We start from the raw sequence: 21,369 nt of genomic DNA, 5'->3' as shown, positions 1-21,369 counted from the left end.
GAAAAATATCTGTCTGCATATCCTTCTTTTTTTCCGCTCTCAACTGCCCAGAAGGTTTGTGTATCTCCATCAAATGCATATCGGCCCGGCGTATATACTCCGCTGTTCAGACCGTCTCTTATTCCGTCACTAAGACTGTCTCCCCAGGTCGTTTCTTTTATTAAGGCATATAACCCAAATACTTCTGCCAGTACTATAAAACTCAATATTATTATTTTCTGAAATTTATTCTTATTATTTTTTTTCATAGTCTTTACCTTTTTTAATTATTCTTCCCGATTTTTTCCTGTATTTCTTCATCAGTCAGTACGCCGCCTTCCCAGTCATACCATAGTACCAAAGCTCCATCTATAATACTTCCTTTATTCAGTTTTATTTTTGGACTTCCTTTTTCATCCCTGTCTGTTTTTATTCCGTATGTTACGGCTCTTACTTCACTGTTTCCAAAATCTGACTCTGCATTTCCTGTACAATGAATTCCAATTTCCTCTGCTTCTATCTTTGTCTGGCCAGCTTCCGTACTGCTTCCGCTTCCGCAGATATATCCTCTTCCCTTCACACTCTTTACACTAAGGCCCTCTGTTTTTACACTTCCTTCATTTCTTATTCCGTAATCACTGCTGGCTTCCACTGAAAGTTCTTTGATGGATCTTATGCTTCCTTTATTTATGATTCCCTTCTCAAAGCCTTTTACACTGATATCTTCTCCAGCCGTCAGGCTTGCTCCTTCCTCATTTTCTATTCCGCAGTTTCCGCAGCCTTCAACTTTAATGTAGTTTTGTGTTTCTAGTTTTCCTTTTATGCTTATTCCTTTCTCTGATATTTCTTTGATTTCAATACTTCCGGCTTTTAGGCTGCCGTCACATTCAATTCCGTTTTCTACATTCCATATGTTAAGGTTTTCTCTTACCTCAAGAACTGCATCTTTTTCTACATAAACTCCAAGGTCAGCCCCTTCAATCTCACAGTTTTCTGCCGTAACTTCTCCGCCGTTTTTTAGTCCGTGTTCTTTACAGTTATTTATCTGTATGTTTCGGGCTTTCAGAACGCTTCCTTTTTCAATTCTTATTCCATTTACTGCATATCTGATTTCTGCATTAGCTATACTGCTTTCTTCAGCGCCGCTTCTTATAACGATTCCGCCCCATTTAAGGCTTCCGTCATCTCCGCCGTCTTTCTCTGTCTTTACTTCCGTAAATGTTGTTCCGTTCTTTCCCTCTGTAATCCTTACGCCCTGTGCATTTACACAAAGTTTTCCGCCCTTAAGTATTTCTATAAGTCCTTTTCGCTCTTCAAGCGCTGAACCGTATCCCAGTATTACTGTCGGGTTTTCTTTATCATTTCTGTTGTCACTTACGCTAAGTGTCACATTTTCAGGCACCTGGATTCTTCCAAGGACCGGATGCATTCCTATCCACTCTTCATCTCCAAGCAGTGTTCCGTACTGGGTATCAATTATGTGTACGTTGACTGAGGCTCTTTTTTCATCCTGTCCGCTTACTACTCTTATCGTAAGTTCATATTCAGATGTATTTCCCTTTCTCTCTGGCGACTGGTCGTATTTGTGTTTTACGCTGTCTCCCTCACTCTGGCCTCCGTCTCCATAATTCCATTCAATCTTATCCGGATTCTCTCCCTCTTCACTAAACTCTATTCCAAGCCCTATTTCCTGATGTGGCCGTGATGTTATTCCGTCTTTGTTATATCCGGCGGCTTTCCCGACAAGAAGCTTAAATCCGCCAAGGTTGGGAGTGTCTGCCATAAGCATGATTACTCCGCTTTCAGTTACATCCTTGTAGGCTCCGCTGTCTCCGTTACAGCCTTCTGTCATTGTAATTTTCATGTTAAACGGCTTGTTGTAATAAAGCTTTACTTCAGGATTTGCAAACTCATGCCAGCTGCCCGCACCTGTGTTTACAGGACGGAACTGTGACTTTAGCTTTCCGTTTTCGTTTGTTTTTACTATGTATCCTTCTGCTCCAGCGCCTTCCATTGCTACAGTAAGCGTTTCTTCGCTCTGTTCGCTGCCTTTCATGAATACGGCCTTTACAAGTTCTGTCGCTTCGATGCTGTAATCATCAAAATCTTCATCTTCTATTTTCACTGCAAGCCTTATTACTCCGCTTACTGGAACTGTAAAGTCTGCATCACTTTCTTCTTCTATCCTCTTTCCCTCTCCATCAAGTACTACATATCTTGTTTCTTGTCCGTTTTCATCTGTTCCCTGTATTCTGATTTTTACTCTTCCCGGGGTATTTGCGGTTTTATCGATTGTTACATATTCTCCCCTTTCCGTAACACCTAATGCTTTCCAGTCCCATTCTGCCTGGTATCTGATACCCCTGTGTCCCAGTCCGCTTTCTGTTTTTATTTTGTCTTCATAGTACCAGTATTCTTCTCCGCCTATTGTTACTTTTCTTACATCAGCTTCTGTAATTACTGTCTGTGCACATTCTTCCCAGTTTCTCTTTATTTCTTCTTCTCTTACGCTGCCGTCAAATCTGGCCTTGTATTCTTCATAGCTGAACTCCTTTCGGTTCTGTCCTTCCGGTTTATCGGCGAGGAATGTACGCTTTAGTCTGATTTCCTTATATAAATCAAAATTTATCTTATTTATTAGGATTCCGTTTATCGTGTATCCGTCTTTTATACAGCTTTTTCTAAGCCCCTGATTCTCATCTTCTTTTTCTACGGTTTTCAGGATGATTGTTCTTGGAATGGTCAGACTTGCCTTTTTTTCTACTGATCCGTTTCCGGCATTGTCAGTTACCTTGACGCTGTATTCGAATGTTTTATCATTTTCTTTTCTCTGAACTTTTGCAAGATTCTGTTTTTCTCTGTATATAACGTTTTTATCTGTACTCTCGTTTACTATCGAACCATTCAGATATAGTATGTTTTTATTTTTCTTTATTCCTGAATCATTCTCTGTTACATTATACTTTACGTCAGAGGCGTTCACATATTCCGCTTCTCCTTTTGATTCGTATCCGAATCCGCTGATTGTCAGCTCTGAAACAGATGGAAGTACTTTATCTATCTTTACTGTTACTTTGTTTTCATTATCTACTTTGTCTTTTGCTGTAATTTCATATTGCCCGGTCGATTCAATCTTAAATTCTGTATAATTCGAAAGTGCTTCTTGATTTTTTGTTACCGATTTGATGCCTGAATGATTATCTGTTATGTTTATTTTCACAGATTCTTTTGTCCATGTTTCTGCAGCATATCCGTTCAGGTTTATTACTGGCAGTTCTTTATCTATCTTATATATTACTTCGCTGCTTATATTTCCGACCTTATCTCTGGCTGTTACTGTATACGTTCCGGTTTCTTTCAGAAGCTTCTCTGTCTGGGGTATATAAGTCTTGTTGTCTTTTTTTATTTCAAAACTATTCACTCCCGATCCTGTGTCTGTTGCGTTTATTGTTATGTTATCTTTTGTCCAATTATTGGCTTCTTTATCAGCCGTTATTACAGGTTTTGAATTATCTATTTTTAAACTACAAATATTAGCTGCTGAAACATTTCCGACATTATCAACTGCTCGGAAACATATTAAGTTTTCCAGATAACTTCCTTCTGCAACATCTGATTTATATGGACACTTTTTCCATGTCCAATATTGACTAGGTATAGAACTGTTCCATAGGCAATATTCATAACCTGATACTCCTGATTTGTCATCTGTACTTCCTGTTGCATATACTTCTACATTACCTTTTATCCAGCCTTCACTTAATCCTGTTATGGATGATGGCATTGTTGGAGGCGTATCATCTACTTCTATAATGACTTTTACATCTTCTTGATCTATATGTCCTCCTCCTGAGTCATCATGTTTAAACCTAAGTATTATCTCACTATTTTCTTCTACATTAATCGTTTTTGTTTTATCAGAAATGACTTTATCATTTATGGTTAAAATTGAATTCTCGTAAAATCCGCCACCACCACTTTCACCAGTGGCTGGATTAAAGCCACTTGAAGAGCCACTATTTTTATAAGGTTTATATTTTATCGTTATAAGCTCCCCTTTCTTTACATACCATATCGGCCAGTTACTAAATTTTTGAGTAGCATTTTCACAATATACAGTTAAACTATAATCATAATTATTATTTTTATATTCACATAAATAACCTTTAAAATTAGTAATTTTATCAATAGAAGAAATATTGTTACTTTCAACTCCAATAATCAATATTGAAAGTAATTTAGTATCATTTGAAGAACTAGAACTAGAAGAAAAATGTGAATATAGTGTTAAATAATAAATTTCATTTGTTTTTATTTCCAAAGGATTTGTATAGTCTATATCATTACCAGATTTAGTAAGATGTAAAACTGTAGACGTTGAACTTCCTCCTCCCATTCCCCCTCCACTTACCTCTGCACGTGTATAATTAATTGAAATCTTTTCATTATTTTTTACTAAACAAATTCCATCATCAAAAATATATTCTCTAAAAATCGCAGAACCTTCATTATTGCAATTAATTTCAACTTTGTAATTTGGCTTATTAACACTATTTGAATTTCCATTTGTTATGGTTCCATTCTTTGTATAAATGTTTTTGGAATAAACAATTGAAATAAAAAATATAAACACTAAGACACTTGAAATTTTCTTTTTCATTTTTTAACTTCCAGTTTTTATTTTATTTATATATATAACTTAATCAAATTTCAATAATCGATTTCCCCTTTTCTATATAAAATCTATTTTTTTTATAACTTTATGACAAATGTCACAAAAAAATAACTAAGGTTACCATTATTACAAGCTTCTTACTTTCCTCGTCATTTGACTTTTTAATCACACTATTCTACAATATATATATGAAGAAAGTTGTATTATCACTTTTATTAATTTTTTCTTTTTCATTTTTATTTTCTCAAAACATTAAAAGCATGGAGTTTCATAACCAGAATATAACAGATATTCTTCTGGTTCTTGCAGAATCGAGTGGTGTTTCAATTATTCCAGATGAAACTGTTTCCGGAAAAGCTTCTTTTTATTTTTCAGAGTCTTCACTTGATGATGCTCTTACACGCTTTTTATCTACTTACAAACTTTATTTTGAAAAGAAAGACAATTATATAACTGTCTCAAAAATTAAAATTTCTCATAATAAAGAATCAGGTCTTACTTCACTTAAAGCAGACAATATTGAAATTGGAATTGTATTGAGAAAACTGTCTGACAAAATTGGAAAAACAATTCTTTATGACACTCTGCCATCTGCATCAATTACACTTGATATTGAAAATCTGCCAGTTCAGGAAATTCTGGAAATCTGTATAAAAAAATATCCAGATTATGCAGTTGAATCCACAGATTCGTATTATTACGTAAAGCGTAATGTTGAAAAACAAGGTGGATCAAAAAATAATAGTGGAACAGCATTAAAGAAAAACGGATCATTATATACTTTAAATCTTGATAAAGGCCGTTTCCTTGAAACTCTCACTAAGCTTTTTAATCTTGAGCAGGTTGAATACTCTCTCTTTGTTCAGGCAGATACACAACTTGAAAATCTATATTTTACAGATAAAGATTTTCATTCTATGCTTCATTTAATTCTTGAACAAGGAAATGCTGATTATATAGAAAAGAATGGTATTTTTTATATCATCGATCTGCAGAAAAAGGGAATCTCAGGTAAATTAAAAACAACAGAAATCATCAATTTAAGATGGATTTCTTCTCAGGATATCACTCCTTTAATTCCTTCTGAACTTGCTTCCTCTTCTGTAATGAAGGTAGATAAAAACAATAATGCATTACTCCTCACCGGAACCAAAGAAGAAATCGAACCTTTAAGAAATTTCATCGAAAAGGTTGATACTCCAATGGGAGGAATGAAATATAAAAAGATTGATTTAAAATATATCAATGCAAAAGAAATAGTTTCTTTAATTCCAGCAAAAATGATTCAGCAGCCTCCTGTTGTAATTCCAGGGACTAATTCGCTGCTTGCTTCTGGTACAGAGGAAACCTTAAATATTCTGACAGATTTTATTGCCAGTATCGATAAGAAAAAAACAGGAACTCCAATTAAACTGAAGTACATACAGGCAGAAACTCTTTTGAAAAACATTCCGCCATCAATCAATAAAGAAGACGTTATTGATTCTGGTTTTCCAAACCTTTTATTCTATACAGGTTCAGAAGAAAACAAGGAATTATTGCAGCACGAATTGAGTTTAATTGATAAACCTCAGCCACAAATTAAGTATCAGCTTCTGGTAATTCAATACACAGACGGAACTTCTACTGCAATAAAACCAACTTTTACATTTAATCCAGATAATGAAAACAGGAATGAAAGTTTTATCTTTAATGGTGAACTTTCAAATATAATGAACCTGAACTTTGATATCATATCGAAATTCGGATATCAGTTTGCTGCAAATCTCAATGCACGAATTACAGACAATACTGCAAATGTATTTACTGATACAACACTTACCGCCCTTTCAGGTCAGGAAGTAAAATTCCAAAACACAGATACATACCGCTATATTGAATACAACTATGACAGCACTTCCACTACCCGCTCAAGCACAACTCAGCAGATTACTTCTGGTCTTATAGTTGGACTTAATGGCTGGGTATCTGGTGACAACATGATTACCATGTCTGTAAATGCGACTGTATCTAAACAAAATAGTGACAGTGGCTCATCAACTTCAACTACCCTTCCTTCAACATCAGAAAGAGTTGTAACAACTCAGGTTAGAACAATGTCTGGTGAACCGGTTGTAATCAGTGGATTAATAAAGGAAGATATCTCTGAAACAGAAAGTCGTGTTCCTGTTCTTGGGAAGATTCCAGTATTGGGAAGACTTTTTAAGCATACTTCTAAATCAAAAGAAAAGACTGAAATTGTTATTTATATAGTACCTCATTTAATTCAGGATACAGGAAACTCTTATAATGACTCACTTAACATCGAACGCTATTATCAGAAATTCTTAGGACAGCAATATGCACGCCAATGATATAATCAGCATTAAATCATTTTCTAATATACCTGTTGATAATGAACAGTACTCAATGGAATTTATTGAGCGAAATCATGCTATTGTTCTTGAAGTTTCAGATGATGATATAACTGTAGGTATAACAGACAAAACAAGTGAAAATACAATTTCCACAATCAGAGGCTATCATTCCGGAAATATAAATTTTGTTTATATTGATTCTGTAGAACTTTCTTCCTGGATTGGAAATAAAATGGGAGAAGCAAATAATCTCCCTGAATCAAATCTAAATAATCAAGCTGATGAAACAACTTTACTGGATAAGATGGCTAATGATGCTCCAACAGTAAATCTTGTTAACAGCATTTGTATTGATGCAATCAGAATGAAGGCTTCCGACATTCATATTGAAGCTGGAGTAAAAGTTGCAAAAGTCCGCTACAGAATTGATGGTGTACTTCAGACTGTAAAAACAATAGAAAACGAAAGATTTGCCGCCGTTTCTTCACGTATTAAAATCATGGCAAATCTTAACATTCTTGAAAAACGCCAGCCACAAGATGGACGTATTACAGTTTCGATAAATGGTGAAAATATAGATTTCCGTGTTTCAATTATTCCTGTTACCGGTGGAGAATCTATTGTAATGCGTATTTTGGGAACTAACACAGCTCCTGATAATCTTGATCTTTTAGGCTTTAATCCTAATCAGCTTTCAACAATACGCGAAATGATGAAGATTCCACACGGGCTTATTCTTGTAACAGGACCGACAGGAAGTGGAAAGACAACAACCTTAAATGCAATGATGAAAGAACTGGTATCTGATGAAATCAAAATTGTTTCAATTGAAGACCCGGTTGAATTTATTGTAGATGGTGTAAATCAGATTCAGATAAATGAACAGATAAATCTCGGCTTTGATTCAATTTTGCGAAGAGTTTTACGTCAGGACCCTAACATTATTATGGTCGGAGAAATTCGTGATAAAGCGACTGCAGAATTATCTGTCCGAGCGGCTTTGACAGGACACCTTGTTCTTTCTACTTTGCACACAAATGACGCCGCATCAGTAATTCCCCGACTCATTAATATGGGAATTGAACCATATCTGATTGCAGCTGTTTTAAAAGGTGCTATTGCTCAACGTCTTGTTCGAAAACTTGCTCCAAATAAAAAATCATTCTCTGGACGAACTGTTATTTCCGAAACCTTAAAAATGGATTCCGGACTGGAAGAAATTATTGAACACGGTGCCAATCAAAATGAAATAATAAAATACCTTCATAAAAATAAGATGCAGTTCTTAAAAGAAGATGCAGAAGAAAAGATTGAATTGGGATTAACAACCCGCCAGGAAGCAGAACGTGAAGTTATGCTTTAGGAGGACCTAAATTAACAGCTATAAGTGTATTGTTTCAGATAAATCAGGTAAGATCTCAACAATAATAAAAGAAGGCGTTTCCACAGAAGACGTTTCAAACTCTTTTTTAAATTCTTCTTTTATTCCTCTTGAAATAGTTCCAATTAATAAAAAATCTTCAAAATCCAGAATTAAGAAAAATGAAAAAAAGGTCTTGGAGTTTACTCAAATTATGGAGCAGCTTATAAACTCCGGACTTTCTATTAAAGATGCACTCGAAATTAGTTCATTAATAAATAAGAAGAATGACAATATATCTAACATATTATACCAGCAAATTCAAAAAGGAACTTCCTTTGCAAATGCCGTAAACCAGATGGATACAATTTTTCCTTCTGTTTACCGCGGTATTATTTCTGTTGGTGATAAAGTTGGTTCTGTAGAAAAGATTTTCCCTCGTCTTCGCTTATATCTTGAAACACAAAAAAAATTAAAAGATAAATTAATGGGAGCTATGCTCTATCCGTTAATTGTACTTATAACTGCATTTTTAGTTTTCATTGCAATGATCTTTTTTGTTTTTCCAAAATTAAAAATGATGTTTATTGAATTTGGTGGAGAAGCTGCTTCTCTTCTTGAAAAGAATATTTCCAGAATGGAAACAGGATTTATCGTATTTTTTATTATTATTCTGATTATTGTTTTATCAATCATCACCTTAAAAATTGTTGCAAAAACAAACAAAGGTCTCAAACTCTTTTTAGACTCCTTTATTTTACATATTCCTCTATTTGGAAAATTTCTGACATATCTTGAAACGCTGCACTTTTCATTCGCAATGGAAACCTTAATTTCCGGAGGAATAACAATTGAAGATTCTATTCAGGAATCTGAATTTGTTTTGACAAACAGCGCTTATAAAGAAGCGCTTGAGGATGTAAAAAACAGAATCACAAGAGGAGAATCTCTTTCAGAAGCTTTTGCAATTCATGAAAAAATATTTCCAGATTATATGATTAAATGGATGATGGTTGGAGAAAAATCCGGTAAACCAGAACACGTTTTTTCACAGCTTCGAAACTATTTCCAAAATGAAATAGACTTATACACAACAAAGTTCATGGCATTAATTGAACCAGCATTAATTATATTAATTGGTCTTTTCCTGATTGTCCTCATTATAAATGTAATTGTGCCGGTATTCTCTTTGTATGGTTCAATATTATAGAACTAAAAATCTACCATATTTTTTCGAACAGTTTATTTGCAACAAGGCCAAAACAAGTTCCCAAAAACATCATTGGTATAAATGGTACTCTGATTTGTTTTATGCTTTTTGAGCCAATCCTGATTTTTATAATAAAAAAAATAATAAGGCCAGAAATTGATGCCATTAAAGCTGAAAATATAAAACCAGGGACTCCCGATACTAAACCACAAAAAAGACTGTAATGAATATCTCCCCAGCCAAGTCCTTTATGAGCAATTAATCTTACGAGAATGAAAATAAAAAATAATATTAAACTCCCCATTAAATTATTTATAAATAATTTAGGAGAATTTAAAAGATATAGAACCACACAAGCAATTATTCCAATATAATTTAGAATAATTGATATATGCATGGTTCTTAAATCCAGATAGGAATTAATAAGTGAAACTATAATAAAAACACAAAGAATTAACTTTAAGTACATTAATCTTTAATAATTCTTTTTTGAATTGCAGGATCATAAGAAAGATTAAGGGCTTTTTTAAGATAGAACTGTTCATTTTCTATATCAGAATAACCGTTCTTATAAATATCTGCTAAAAGAATATATATATATGAATCTACATAACCTGCAGCAAGAATATCATTTGCATATTTTAATGCAGTATCATAATCAGATTTTAAAACACAGATTACAGCTCGTAGATAATTAACACTCAAGTAACTACCACCAGCCTGCTCTGCACGAATTAAGTAAGTTTCAGCGTCATTATATTTTTTCTGTTCAACCATTGATTCAGCTAAATTAATAAGTTCACGAGAAGAATACATACGCAGATAAATTACCTGCGAAGGATTAGTGTAAGAAAAAGAAAAGTATTTTTCTTCATATCCTTTCTTTTTGGCTTTAAGCTCATATTTTTTATCAATATCCATAGCAGACAAAGTGAAATGTCCATAAATATCAGATATTGCATTCTTTCGATTGTTCAGATAAATTTCTACATCACTTACAGCTTCATTATCTCCATCATAAATCATTCCCTGTACCACAGGTAATACTGGCTTTGTAGATTTACATCCGGTTATAAAGAGTAAAGAGATTACTAAAATATAAAGACTTTTTTTCATACTAATTTACCTTCCTGATATAAAATTTTTCAGTTCCTGTTGAAATTAAATATTTTTCATTATCCTCAGATATAATATCTTTTGGAGCAATTTTTAAGATTCGATTTGTATTTGGATTTTTCAAATACATGTATTCAATTCCATCATTACCTTTTACACGTCCAATAAAAGTATAATCATTATTATAATGAATATTATCTTCTGTTTTAGCAGGAGTTTCTACAACTGTATTTTGAACTGCAGTATTCTTATAGACAGGTCTGAAAAGTCGTTCAATTGGATAACTTTTTTCAGATGCTGAACTCACAATTTTTGAAGGATTTACTGAATATCTGATTGACGCATTTACCTTATCTGCATCTGTTTTAATATTCAATACAGATACTGTATAAGGATATATATCAGATTTCATTTGTTTAAAATAATTGGCAAGTCGCGTATTACTACAGCTAAGGGAAACTTCAATAAATTCTCCTTTACTGTCTTTTGAAATCTGATATCGTAAAGGAACAATTCCTGCCCTTCTTAAATCTTTTATAATTAAATCTGTAATTTCAGAGGTTGACTGGATTTGATTAACCGCTGCATTCGATGTAGTTTTGGAATTATTATTTTCAGGCTGTTTTTTCACCTGAAGTTTTTGACTCATCTCTGTATATTTTTCTATAGTCTGTTTAGATTCTTTTATTTCCGAAAATGAATTCTGGAAAGTCAAGAAAAACAAAACTGCAATTGAGAAGAAAATTAAAAATATTAAAAGCTTTGATTCTCTATTAGTCATTCTTTATCTTCCCTGAAATTACAAAACGTTCCAACCCATTATCCTGCGGCAAAGATTGATGTAATACAACATCACTTAGTAAAGCTGATTCAGATAACTTATCCAGAACTTTTATTGCAGTTGCGTTTTCTGCTTCAAACTTCAGATTATTATCATTTAATGTAAGTGAAATAATTCTAATTGAAGTTGATGTTTTATATATTTCATTTAATATGTCTGTTATTGAATATACGTTATTAATTGAGCTTTCGAAAAAATCATTATTTGTATTCGAGGTAGTAATATTCAGTTTTGCAGCCTGATAATTTTTTCTAATTTCAATTGCCTCATTCTTTAGTGTCTTACTTTTTTTATAATACGAAACATCCAGAAGAATTAAAAGAATAAGAAGCGGAATCAGAGCAAGAAGATATACCTTATTGTTTTTTTGTTTTCTTTCGATATAAAGACAAGCAGAATCAATTTTATAGGCTTTCTGATAATTTTCTATATACTTAACAACAAAACCTCTTTCATTAAAATTACACGGCAAATCTGAAGCAGAAACATCAAAGAGGAAAACTGATTTATTTTTTTCTGTAAAATTAAATTCAGTTGAGAGACGTTCCTCATCTTCCAGACATTTATTATACATTCTATATGAATAAGATTGTAAGAAAACTGGAAAACCATCTTTTATTATCTGAAGTTCTAACCAGTCTTTACCAGCAGAAATCACAATTCCATTTTTAATAATCTGACAAATAACGAGAACAGGAGAAATAATTGAATTGTATTCTTCTTTCAGATTTTCTATTCGTTTTGAATTAGCAGCAATTCCGAGAATATTTTTTTTCCGGGAAATATAATCAATAACAGTTGAATTCTCATTTCCAGGATATAAAGGACGCAATGCAAACTTAACAGCATTATATTGATATTTAGGTTTTGTAACAGGAATATCAAGAATATAATGTCTGACTTCTAGAGGAGAAACGAAATAGAGTTTTTTATCTTTTGCCTTATTATTTATATCCATTTTTTTTCTATTAAATAAAACTTAGGTTCGCCTAAAGTTCCCTCTTCAGGATCTCTCGCTAAAATCACATTACAAGAAGTATTTTTTCCCGTAATATGTATTTGCCAGAACCATGTTTTACTACCTATATAATAGTATAATTCGTGATTTTTTGAAATCCCCAAAATAGAAATCAATTCTTCTTGTGTAATTTCTTTTGAATCCCGTAGTGAAATTATTGTATTAGCTTTCTGCAGGGCATTACTTAGTTTAAATTGCGGATATGTCAGAAAACTTTTTAATACTTCTTCACTCATAAAATTTATATTTAAAGTTGGATTCAAATTAATATATGGAGTAATATCATCATAATGAATTCCACAAAGCATTTTAAATTCTGTTTCACTCTGAATAAATTGTTTATTATTTCTTAATGATTTTCTTTTATTTGCAAGTTCATCGCCAAAATATGAGTTGGTTATATTATTACCTATAAAGGCCAAAGGGATTTCATCTGCAACATTAAAATTCAAATAGCCATGCAAAGTAAAGTTTTCATTAAATTTTTCTTCCGAAATTAAATCAGAGATTTCTTCGTAAGAATTAATCATTCCATTTTCTTCAATCAGATTTTTTATTTTTTCAATTGATTCAGGAGAGTCAAAAGCAGATACCAGAGTAGTATTTACCAGAATTTCTTTTGGAACGTAATTTAAATTTATCAAACCGGAAAGAGATTTTATTGAAATATCAAATCCGTCTATATTTGTATCATTATACTTCCATACAGGATCAGTTTTTGAATCTACATTAGAAGTATGGTCTTTTTTGATTTCTTCAAAAATTGAGTTTAGAATATTATCAATTTGTTCTTTATCTGATTTATCCTGAGTTCGCTTAGAAATAGTTAAATCAGAAACTCTTAAAAATATCCCTAAAGCAATAAGAATAAGTGAAAGGAAAAATAATGTAACAATGAATTCCAGTGAACTAAAACCTTTATTATGCTTCATATTTGAGAACTCCCAAAAGAACGTGAAGCAAATAAAGCTTTTAATTCATAATCCGCATTCTTGTATTGATATTTGACAATTAAACCTTTGATTGAATCATTATCTGAATCGATTGTTTCAACTGTTTGAATTTTAAATATTTCAGGAAGGCTTAAAGTTTCTGAATTATTAACTCCATTTATCCATGATAAAGTCAGACTGTTTGAAGAAAAGGAGTATTCATAGTCAGTTACCCAAAAAGGAATAGAAACCTGTTCTATTTTTTTCCTTATTAAAGAATCAGTATTTAACCATTCTATAGATTCTTTTACAGATTTACGGGATGAATTAATTCCTTTAATACAGATTGCATAAGAAAAATATAAAAGACCTGCCAGCAATGCAATAATGAGAAGAGAGACAATTACTTCTATATAAGTAAAAGCCTCTTTAGATTTTTTATGATTATAAAGACTTTTCAGTATATTCATTTTGATATTGAATATAAGAATCCACGCGATTTACAAGTTTCTGAGTATATTTAGAAGTAGTTCGAACAAAACTTATTACAGCCAATAGTAAAACTCCTGCTACAAATAATGAGACAGAAGCTTCAACTATTGAGAAACCTTCTTTATTCCCAGGATCTGATATCCGCATCCTTACCTTCTCCACCTTCCATTCCATCTTTACCCAAAGATGAAATTCCATAAGGAAGCCCATTTTCTCCAGGAATTATATACTGATAATCATTACCCCATGGATCTTTTGGAACAGCTTTTGTAATATAAGGACCATCCCAATTATTATTCGAAAGTGATACAGGTTTTGTAAAGAGAGCTTCAAGTCCTTGTTCTGAAGTTGGATAAGCACCTACATCCATATAGTAAGAATCCAGCGCCAGTGAAAAAGTTTCAATCTGACTTTTTGCAGTAACGACACGAGCCTTCTCAATCTGCTTAATTGCACTAAACCCAACAGCAGCAGTAAGAATGAGAACAATTGCCATTACAATCAGGGTCTCAACAAAAGACCAACCTTCTGAATATTTTTTATATTTCTTTTTCATAATAATTATTATACCAAATAAAAAGAAACAAATATAGTATATAAAAAACTATATTTGTTTCGAATTATTCTCATAAGTTTTTATAAAAGTTAGACATTATCAAAATTTTCTGTTGAAAAACTACGAAGCCTGCTACCTGTTTTTACATTTGGAAAATCACTATGCCGTTCAATATATCTAATACATTCACCAAGTCTTCTAAGTGGTTCAAAGATTTCTTTTATATTCTCTTCAGTTATATCTGGATTAAGATTTAATTTTTGAATTACTAAATCCTCTAATTCATGATAATTAAGAAACAGATCTCTAAATACCGGATGGTTATACGTTCTTACGCCAGAATAACTTCTATTCCTGTTTACAATCATCTCCAAATATTCTTGAGGAAGCAATCTTTCTGGATTATTTAATAATCTTTGATTTCTACGACTTAATTCCAATATTTCCTCTAATACAGAATCAGTTTTATTCTGAGTTTTCTTTGTTTTAGAATTTTCTTTTATTTCTATTTTATCAAGTTCTTCTTTAAATTTTGGCCACCATAAATCAAAAGACTTATCAATCAATGCTTCATCTAGTGGTTTTTCAATATTTGCCTGATTAATTGACTTTATTAATTTTAATACATCATCTTTATCATAAATTGTAGATTGAAATTGTAAAATCGGACCTTTTACTTCTGATCTTTCAATACCAAATAAAAAAGGAGATACTCTTCCGCTTTCAAAACTTTTTCCCAAAGCTCCAGCTTCAAAATTTAACCATGGAGCTTCAAAGTTTTCTTTAGTTACACACAAAATTCCAAATTTAGAATTGTCTAATTCTTTTGAGATATCAGAAGACCATCGAACACCTTTATCAATATCTTCTGAAGAAACATAAGGTTCAACAAATTGAAGAATAGATGTAATCCAATCCCTAATAACTATGGCAACTTTATGACTTAAATCACCTGACCAACTAATAAATACTTTCATTTTTTTCCTCTTAATTTTTTATAGTTTTATTAAATAGAAAATTTTTAATCCCAATCAGGAACATTCGGCCAAGGTAATGGAGTACCTGGACCATCATATAGGTTCTGCACATACTGTCCAAAGAAATAACCTTCGGTTCCGTCTAAGAGTCGTACTTTTATCCATTCGTCAGTAACTCCACCTATAGTTTGTTTTACGCCACTTTTTTCCAAAATTCTGAAACCTGTTTTGATTGGATATGTTCCTAAACTTTCAGTATTGGTTCCAGGTCCTTTTCTTAAGCGGATTTTGTCATCATTTAATATACCATAATTTTTTAAATGGTTTCTAATAACATACAATTTTGCAGTTCCATTTTTTGATGAGTACTTTCTTGAAGGTGTATTTAAATCTTCACCTTGTAATACATATATTTCTCCATAGTTACCAATTCCCCATGAAACAACGAAATTTTCACAATTTTTAGCTAAACTATAATTCATTTCCAATGTAAGTTTATCTTTACCATCAAAAGTTTGGATGGTAAAGTTTCGTGGGCAATTTGAATTGTCATCAGGAATAATTATGTAATTATTTCTTAATCTGCCGTATAAGCTAGAATCTTCAAACCAATTCTCATAAAAACTTCCATATAACTGATTGTTATATGTTATAATTCCATCACCTAATTCAAAATTATTATTATTTAACCAATTTTGCAAATCCTTATAAGGAATTTCTTTTATACCGTTGCCCTCAAATGACAGCATAAAACTATCTTCCATTTTATCTTCAATAAACAAAATACTATTATTAAAGAGAATATAATTCCTAGGGTATTCCTTATCTTCTGGGAATATATTTAATTGGCAATCTGCATTTTTGTATGTATAAATTTGTTTTGATTGATTAACACTAATACCATTACTAGAAACTGCATTTAAATAAGCAATACCATCAATATAAGTGTTTTTAGTTTTATCTTCAAAAAAACTATTTCGATCAAATACAAATTTATTATTTAATGAATTAAAAAAAATCAACTTTCCATTAGAATCAATTATTGGTCCTAATGGAGAATACGATTCATAATCATTTGCATAAAAGTTTAATAATTTCTTATTTTCATCTTTATATTCAGCTAGTAGTTCAAACTCTGCTTTTAAAACATTTTGAGAAAATAAATTGCTTAATATAAAAACATTAATAAATACTAATAAAGTTTTCTTTATATGTACTAATTTGTTTCTTTCCAAAATAATCTCCTTACAGCAAATGACTCACAATTTATATTATAACCTTCTTTAGTAAATTTAACTTTTTTATTATAAAAATATTTATCACTTTGATTTTTCTTTTTATAATAGTCATATAAATTTTGAACTTTTATTACACTTTGAATTTTATTTGTAAATGTAGCTTCTATTAAATATATATTTTTCATTAATTCATTTGAATCAGTGTATGAATCTATATTGTAAGGAACAGAAGCTATAATTGCAATATGTTTAGGACCATTTGATGTTGAAGTTTCTTGTTGTGCTTTTATACATCCATATTCGCTAAAAATATCTCCAGGAACAATCTTCTTTAATTCAGACAAATTGTCCTCTGTTAGTTCTGCTTTTGAATTTACATTGAATATATCCCATGCATTCTTTGAATTCCCTTTAGCTCTAACATGGTTTCTATAACAATTATTTTCTCCATATTTATTCAAAACTGAACTTCTGTATTTGTCATCATCAACTTCCATAATCCCCTTTGGTAAACAAATCCATGTATAAACTCTATTATCATTATATGAAGCAGATCTTTGTGCAAAACCTACACAATCTGTTCCTGCTTCAAATGTATATTGCCAATTCCAATCATTACTTTCTCTATTAGGTAAGTTAGCTTCATGTAAGTCAGAATCAAAGCCATAAAACAAACCTAAACTTGGAATAAAATTCTGAACACTATTTCCTTTATCATATTTACCCCACTTATCATTAGGAGCTTTTGTTGTATCCCATGAATCATTAGGCTTATTTGGATCTTTTTCTCCACCTGAAGAATTGTATTTTTTTCCTAATTCATTCTTTTGCTGAATTAACTTCCAATAGAAATCAAAAGGACTATCCATACTACCCGCAAATCCTTCAGATGGTTCTTTAGGATGTTCTGGATAGCTATAAGCAATAGCATCCATTATGTAATTGTTTTGAGTACCAAGAGTTCTTAATGGAGTATAATCTGAGAATTCAATAACTTGACCTCCATTGCCAACAGATAAATCCGATAACTTTTTTACAGAACTAGAAGTAGTTGAAACATTAAATGTTCTATTCCACTCGTTGCATCCCCATTTTTCTAGTTTCCATTCAGGAATATAAGAGTCATCATTTTCTTGATCGGCCCAGGTACCAGTAATACTAGTAGAAGTTGCAGGTGCATTCCATGGATGAGCGTTATTCCAGTCTAACATACTCAAATTTTCTTCTGCCAAATTGATGTATAGATTTGCACGCCATAACATCTTTTTATCATACACTACAATATAATCCTTATCTTGTAATGTGATATTTTTATTTATTATATTTTTTTTCGTTTTATCACTTTCATTTGTTATATTAAAAGTTAGCAATAAATCATCACCAGGATGTGCGCTATTAGCGTCACTTGGTCGAATTTGAATTACAGCTGGCTTTAATTCCTCATTATCCTTATAGCATAAAATATTATCGTTTCCAATTACATATAATTCAACTATATCACCAGAAATTTCGTATTTATTTGAATTTTCGGAAACTTTTTTTAAATACATTTTATTTGGAAGGCCTTCTATCATAACTTCAAATTCACATTCACTATTATTGTAAATATTGCCATACAATTTATTATCATTTTTATCATTACTCCATCCACGATCAACAGCCCCTGAAAGTGTAATTGTCCAATTATTTCCATGTACTGGTAAACCAATTAAATTATTGGCCGTTAAACTAATTTTTTCAAGATTTAAATAATCACCTGTATTTGGAATCCATCTGTATGGTTCTGAACTTTTTTGAGTAGATTCTTTCATTGTTCCGATTTCAATACATAATGAATTAGGATCAATATCTGTATCTAATAAATTCCAAGCAAAAGTATTATTAAGTTCGATATTTGATGAATTATTCTTTTTTAATAAACGTCTGACTTCTACATATTCAGGAATTATTCCATTTGGAAAAAACTCTGATAATTTTTTCTTTTCTACATTATTCTTTGTAGAATCTTCACTTATAGAAGCAACACATAAATCACCTAAACTTTTTGATTGATTTGCACCATATTCTTCAGAACAATTAACTTTATCAACTACAACTGCATAATCAATATCATATAATATCTTTTCAGAAGAATCGTTAGATTTTTCAGCATATTTTCCAAAAAAAACAATATCACCTTCACGTGCTTCTGTTATATCACTTAAAACTACTGAATGAATATTTACATTCATAAAAATTTGATTTTTAGGCCAGATGTTAGCTTTAATAATTTTGTCTTTTATTAAATTTTCAAAACCTTTTTTATAATTTTTAGTCTCTTTTATTAGTTTTGCAAATTTCTCACCTTCTGCATTTGTAATTGATATATACTGATTAGCATCTTCACCAAGCAATTCATTAAAAAATACATTTTTATCGTTTTTTGCAGCCAATTGAATATATCGTCGAATAGGTTTATTACTATCATTATCATATAAGTGGAAGAATTTATATTTTTCTTTTGTATTATTACGTTTAGTACATGTATCTAAACTTTCATATATTAATTGAGATATCTTTTTATAAATATTTAAGTTTGAATCAATTCTTTTTTCAGATACTGATTTTTCTAACCATTCAAAATATTTATTCAATAAATCGTTATCATTTATATATACATCTGCAAAAGATTTTGTATCCTTAAAAGATAGTATTTTAATTTTTTCATTATTTGAATTAGGAAAAATGGCTAAAACAAAAGTTCCTTTTGTTTTATTATAAATTGACATATCATCAAACCCATTATTCTTATTCCGATAGTGATTAAAATTTAAATCACTTTTATTAATTTCTTTATATCCAACATTTGTTAAATATGTTTCACAATCATCGGATAAAACCTGTAAATTTAGATTATTTACATATGAATATATTGTTTCTAGCTTAGTTTTATAATTTTCATCTGCTTCAGTCCAATCATTTTTTATATTTTTTTTGGAATCATACTCATATATGTAATATTTCCCATCATCAGAAACAAAGAATGCTGTATAACCTGCAGATTGTTCTTTAGATGGTCTAAAACCACCTTTTATCATATGCATTCCGTTCTCTGTAGTAAGTTTTATTTGAGTTGTTGTTTTAGCTTCGTCTTCAAGTTTTATTGTAAACCACTGACCTGCACTCTCACTCCCCTGGGCCCACAGGTGTGAGCACAGGAGAGCAGAAATCATAACTGATAATAATTTAATTTTCATGTTTTTCATTTCTGCACTCCTATTTTTAATTATTTTCCTGTTTTGCTGTGATTACTGGCAGAGCCAGTACGTTGCTTCCAACTTCTACAACAATCTTTTCGCCCTTAGAAGCTTTTCGTTTGTAGACGTTCCAGCCTTCACGGTACCAGTCACCCTGCATACCAAACTTCTTTTCTACTAATGTCCAGCTGCCGTCTACAGCCATTTCAGGACCTGCAAACATGTAAAGGGTTACATTCTTTTTCAGATAGAACTCTACAGTTCGCTTACCCTTTATGTTCATGTCTGATCCAAGATACTGAATGTAGTCACCACCTGTTACATACCATGGAAGTGTATGAAGGTATGCACGCTCCCAGTACTTGTATGGCCACTTTGTATAGTCTGCTGCATCATTTGCATAGATCTGGCTGTCGTATGAGAACGGAGTCTTTACCTCATGCTTTTTGCCATTCAATTCAGCAAATGCCATGAAGTTTCCAATTCCATCTTCTCTTTGTACTACAAATGTCTGAGTCATAAGGCCAGACTTTCTTCCGCTCTTATCAAATGCCTGCCAGCGGATTGTATGACGTCCAGGTTCGTAAATTAAAAGCTCTTTTTCATATGTCTTTTCATTTCCGTTATCCAGTACATACTTGATGTAATCTACTCCTGAATAACTATCCTGAGCTTCAAGACGGATGATACTTAAGCCCTTATCACTTCTTACATTAATTCCAGTTGTCGGATTATACTTATCCAGCTGAATAACTTCAGTACGTTCTTCTTCCTTATTTCCGGCATTATCTACAGCATACCATGTAAGCTCATAGGTACCTTCTTTTGTAAACTCGAGTGGCTTATCGTAAACATTTCCGTTTACAACAATTCTGTTTACTCCAGAACCGCTGTCATATGCTGTAAAGCGTACCGTTACATCATTTTCATACCAGCCCTTTTCATTCTTTACTGGTGTTATATAGATGCTGCTTTCTGGAATTGTGATATCTGTCTTTATGAAACTTGTTACGATATCACTCTTCATTCCCTTAGAATCAAATGCGTAGGCTTCAATTAAATTGTCACCTTCAACTACAGTAAATGATTCTGTATAAGGTTTGAATTCTCCTCCGTTATGACGGTACCAGATGCTTTCTACATAAGTTTCCTTATCATCAGCCTTGATTGTGGCAACAGGAAGTCCCTTATACCAGTTATCAGTTCCGTCTGCAGGAGTTGAATAAGTAACTGTTACACAAGGAGCGCTTGTATTGCTGCTGCCTTCGTATGAACGAAGGATGTTCTTATCTGCAGCAAACAGTTTTCCGTTACACATTGCAACTGCTGTAATATTACCCTTTACATTCCAGATCTCATTTCCACTATAAACATTGTTTACG

16 protein-coding genes are annotated in these 21,369 nt (G+C 31.8%); 3 read left to right on the top strand and 13 right to left on the bottom strand.

The features are described from left to right. Both BMY21_RS15175 and BMY21_RS15170 read right to left on the bottom strand, forming a co-directional pair. Window positions 1-248, bottom strand: a 248-nt coding sequence (locus tag BMY21_RS15175; protein ID WP_143064255.1) for a hypothetical protein, incomplete at its 3' end; no start/stop codon positions are given. 14 nt (window positions 249-262) lie between these two features. After that, complete coding sequence (locus BMY21_RS15170) at window positions 263-4,639, bottom strand: hypothetical protein (RefSeq protein WP_074645672.1); 4,377 nt, start codon at window positions 4,637-4,639, stop codon at window positions 263-265. A 203-nt stretch (window positions 4,640-4,842) separates the two neighbouring features. On the opposite strand from BMY21_RS15170, the gene BMY21_RS15165 reads away from it, so the two are divergent. From BMY21_RS15165 to BMY21_RS15155, 3 genes are all read left to right on the top strand, one after another. Further along, window positions 4,843-7,008, top strand: coding sequence for a secretin GspD/PilQ domain-containing protein (locus BMY21_RS15165; protein WP_074645670.1), 2,166 nt, complete (start codon window positions 4,843-4,845; stop codon window positions 7,006-7,008). After that, on the top strand, window positions 6,995-8,374 hold the full coding sequence (locus BMY21_RS15160) for a GspE/PulE family protein (protein WP_074645668.1): 1,380 nt from the start codon (window positions 6,995-6,997) through the stop codon (window positions 8,372-8,374). The genes BMY21_RS15165 and BMY21_RS15160 overlap by 14 nt, the downstream gene beginning before the upstream one ends. Before the next feature lie 211 nt (window positions 8,375-8,585). Continuing rightward, window positions 8,586-9,581 (top strand): type II secretion system F family protein, encoded by a 996-nt coding sequence (locus tag BMY21_RS15155; RefSeq protein WP_083379903.1) that lies wholly within the window; start codon window positions 8,586-8,588, stop codon window positions 9,579-9,581. 10 nt (window positions 9,582-9,591) lie between these two features. On the opposite strand, the gene BMY21_RS15150 is transcribed toward BMY21_RS15155, so the two are convergent. The 11 genes from BMY21_RS15150 to BMY21_RS15905 form a co-directional block, all read right to left on the bottom strand. Beyond that, window positions 9,592-10,050, bottom strand: a complete 459-nt coding sequence (locus tag BMY21_RS15150; RefSeq protein ID WP_074645665.1) for a prepilin peptidase — start codon at window positions 10,048-10,050, stop codon at window positions 9,592-9,594. Continuing rightward, entirely contained in the window at window positions 10,050-10,697 is a 648-nt protein-coding gene (locus tag BMY21_RS15145; protein WP_074645662.1) for a tetratricopeptide repeat protein, read from the bottom strand. The genes BMY21_RS15150 and BMY21_RS15145 overlap by 1 nt, the downstream gene beginning before the upstream one ends. A 1-nt stretch (window position 10,698) precedes the next feature. Then, window positions 10,699-11,478 carry a hypothetical protein gene (locus tag BMY21_RS15140; RefSeq protein WP_074645661.1) on the bottom strand — a complete coding sequence of 260 codons (780 nt, stop codon included), beginning with the start codon at window positions 11,476-11,478 and terminating at the stop codon, window positions 10,699-10,701. Further along, a complete protein-coding gene (locus BMY21_RS15135; RefSeq protein ID WP_074645658.1) occupies window positions 11,471-12,496 on the bottom strand; it encodes a hypothetical protein in 1,026 nt (341 codons plus the stop codon). Before BMY21_RS15135 ends, BMY21_RS15140 begins: the two co-directional genes overlap by 8 nt. Continuing rightward, window positions 12,487-13,488 (bottom strand): hypothetical protein, encoded by a 1,002-nt coding sequence (locus BMY21_RS15130; protein ID WP_074645656.1) that lies wholly within the window; start codon window positions 13,486-13,488, stop codon window positions 12,487-12,489. The genes BMY21_RS15135 and BMY21_RS15130 overlap by 10 nt, the downstream gene beginning before the upstream one ends. Further along, complete coding sequence (locus BMY21_RS15125) at window positions 13,485-13,958, bottom strand: hypothetical protein (protein WP_074645654.1); 474 nt, start codon at window positions 13,956-13,958, stop codon at window positions 13,485-13,487. The genes BMY21_RS15130 and BMY21_RS15125 overlap by 4 nt, the downstream gene beginning before the upstream one ends. A gap of 143 nt (window positions 13,959-14,101) precedes the next feature. Continuing rightward, window positions 14,102-14,536 (bottom strand): type II secretion system major pseudopilin GspG, encoded by a 435-nt coding sequence (gene gspG / locus BMY21_RS15115; RefSeq protein WP_074645650.1) that lies wholly within the window; start codon window positions 14,534-14,536, stop codon window positions 14,102-14,104. 89 nt (window positions 14,537-14,625) lie between these two features. Then, complete coding sequence (locus tag BMY21_RS15110; protein WP_074645648.1) at window positions 14,626-15,513, bottom strand: toll/interleukin-1 receptor domain-containing protein; 888 nt, start codon at window positions 15,511-15,513, stop codon at window positions 14,626-14,628. A gap of 44 nt (window positions 15,514-15,557) precedes the next feature. Continuing rightward, window positions 15,558-16,748, bottom strand: a complete 1,191-nt coding sequence (locus BMY21_RS15105) for an SH3 domain-containing protein (protein WP_074645646.1) — start codon at window positions 16,746-16,748, stop codon at window positions 15,558-15,560. Further along, window positions 16,730-19,996, bottom strand: a complete 3,267-nt coding sequence (locus BMY21_RS15100; RefSeq protein WP_074645644.1) for a hypothetical protein — start codon at window positions 19,994-19,996, stop codon at window positions 16,730-16,732. The genes BMY21_RS15105 and BMY21_RS15100 overlap by 19 nt, the downstream gene beginning before the upstream one ends. Window positions 19,997-20,012: 16 nt before the next feature. Beyond that, a partial coding sequence (locus BMY21_RS15905) for an OmpL47-type beta-barrel domain-containing protein (protein WP_177177772.1) occupies window positions 20,013-21,369 on the bottom strand: 1,357 nt, incomplete at its 5' end.

The sequence above is a fragment of the Treponema bryantii genome (genome assembly GCF_900111035.1).
Taxonomy (GTDB): Bacteria; Spirochaetota; Spirochaetia; order Treponematales; family Treponemataceae; genus Treponema_D; species Treponema_D bryantii_C.
Note: the sequence above shows the minus strand (reverse complement) of the source record. Positions and strands in the feature narration are given on the sequence as shown.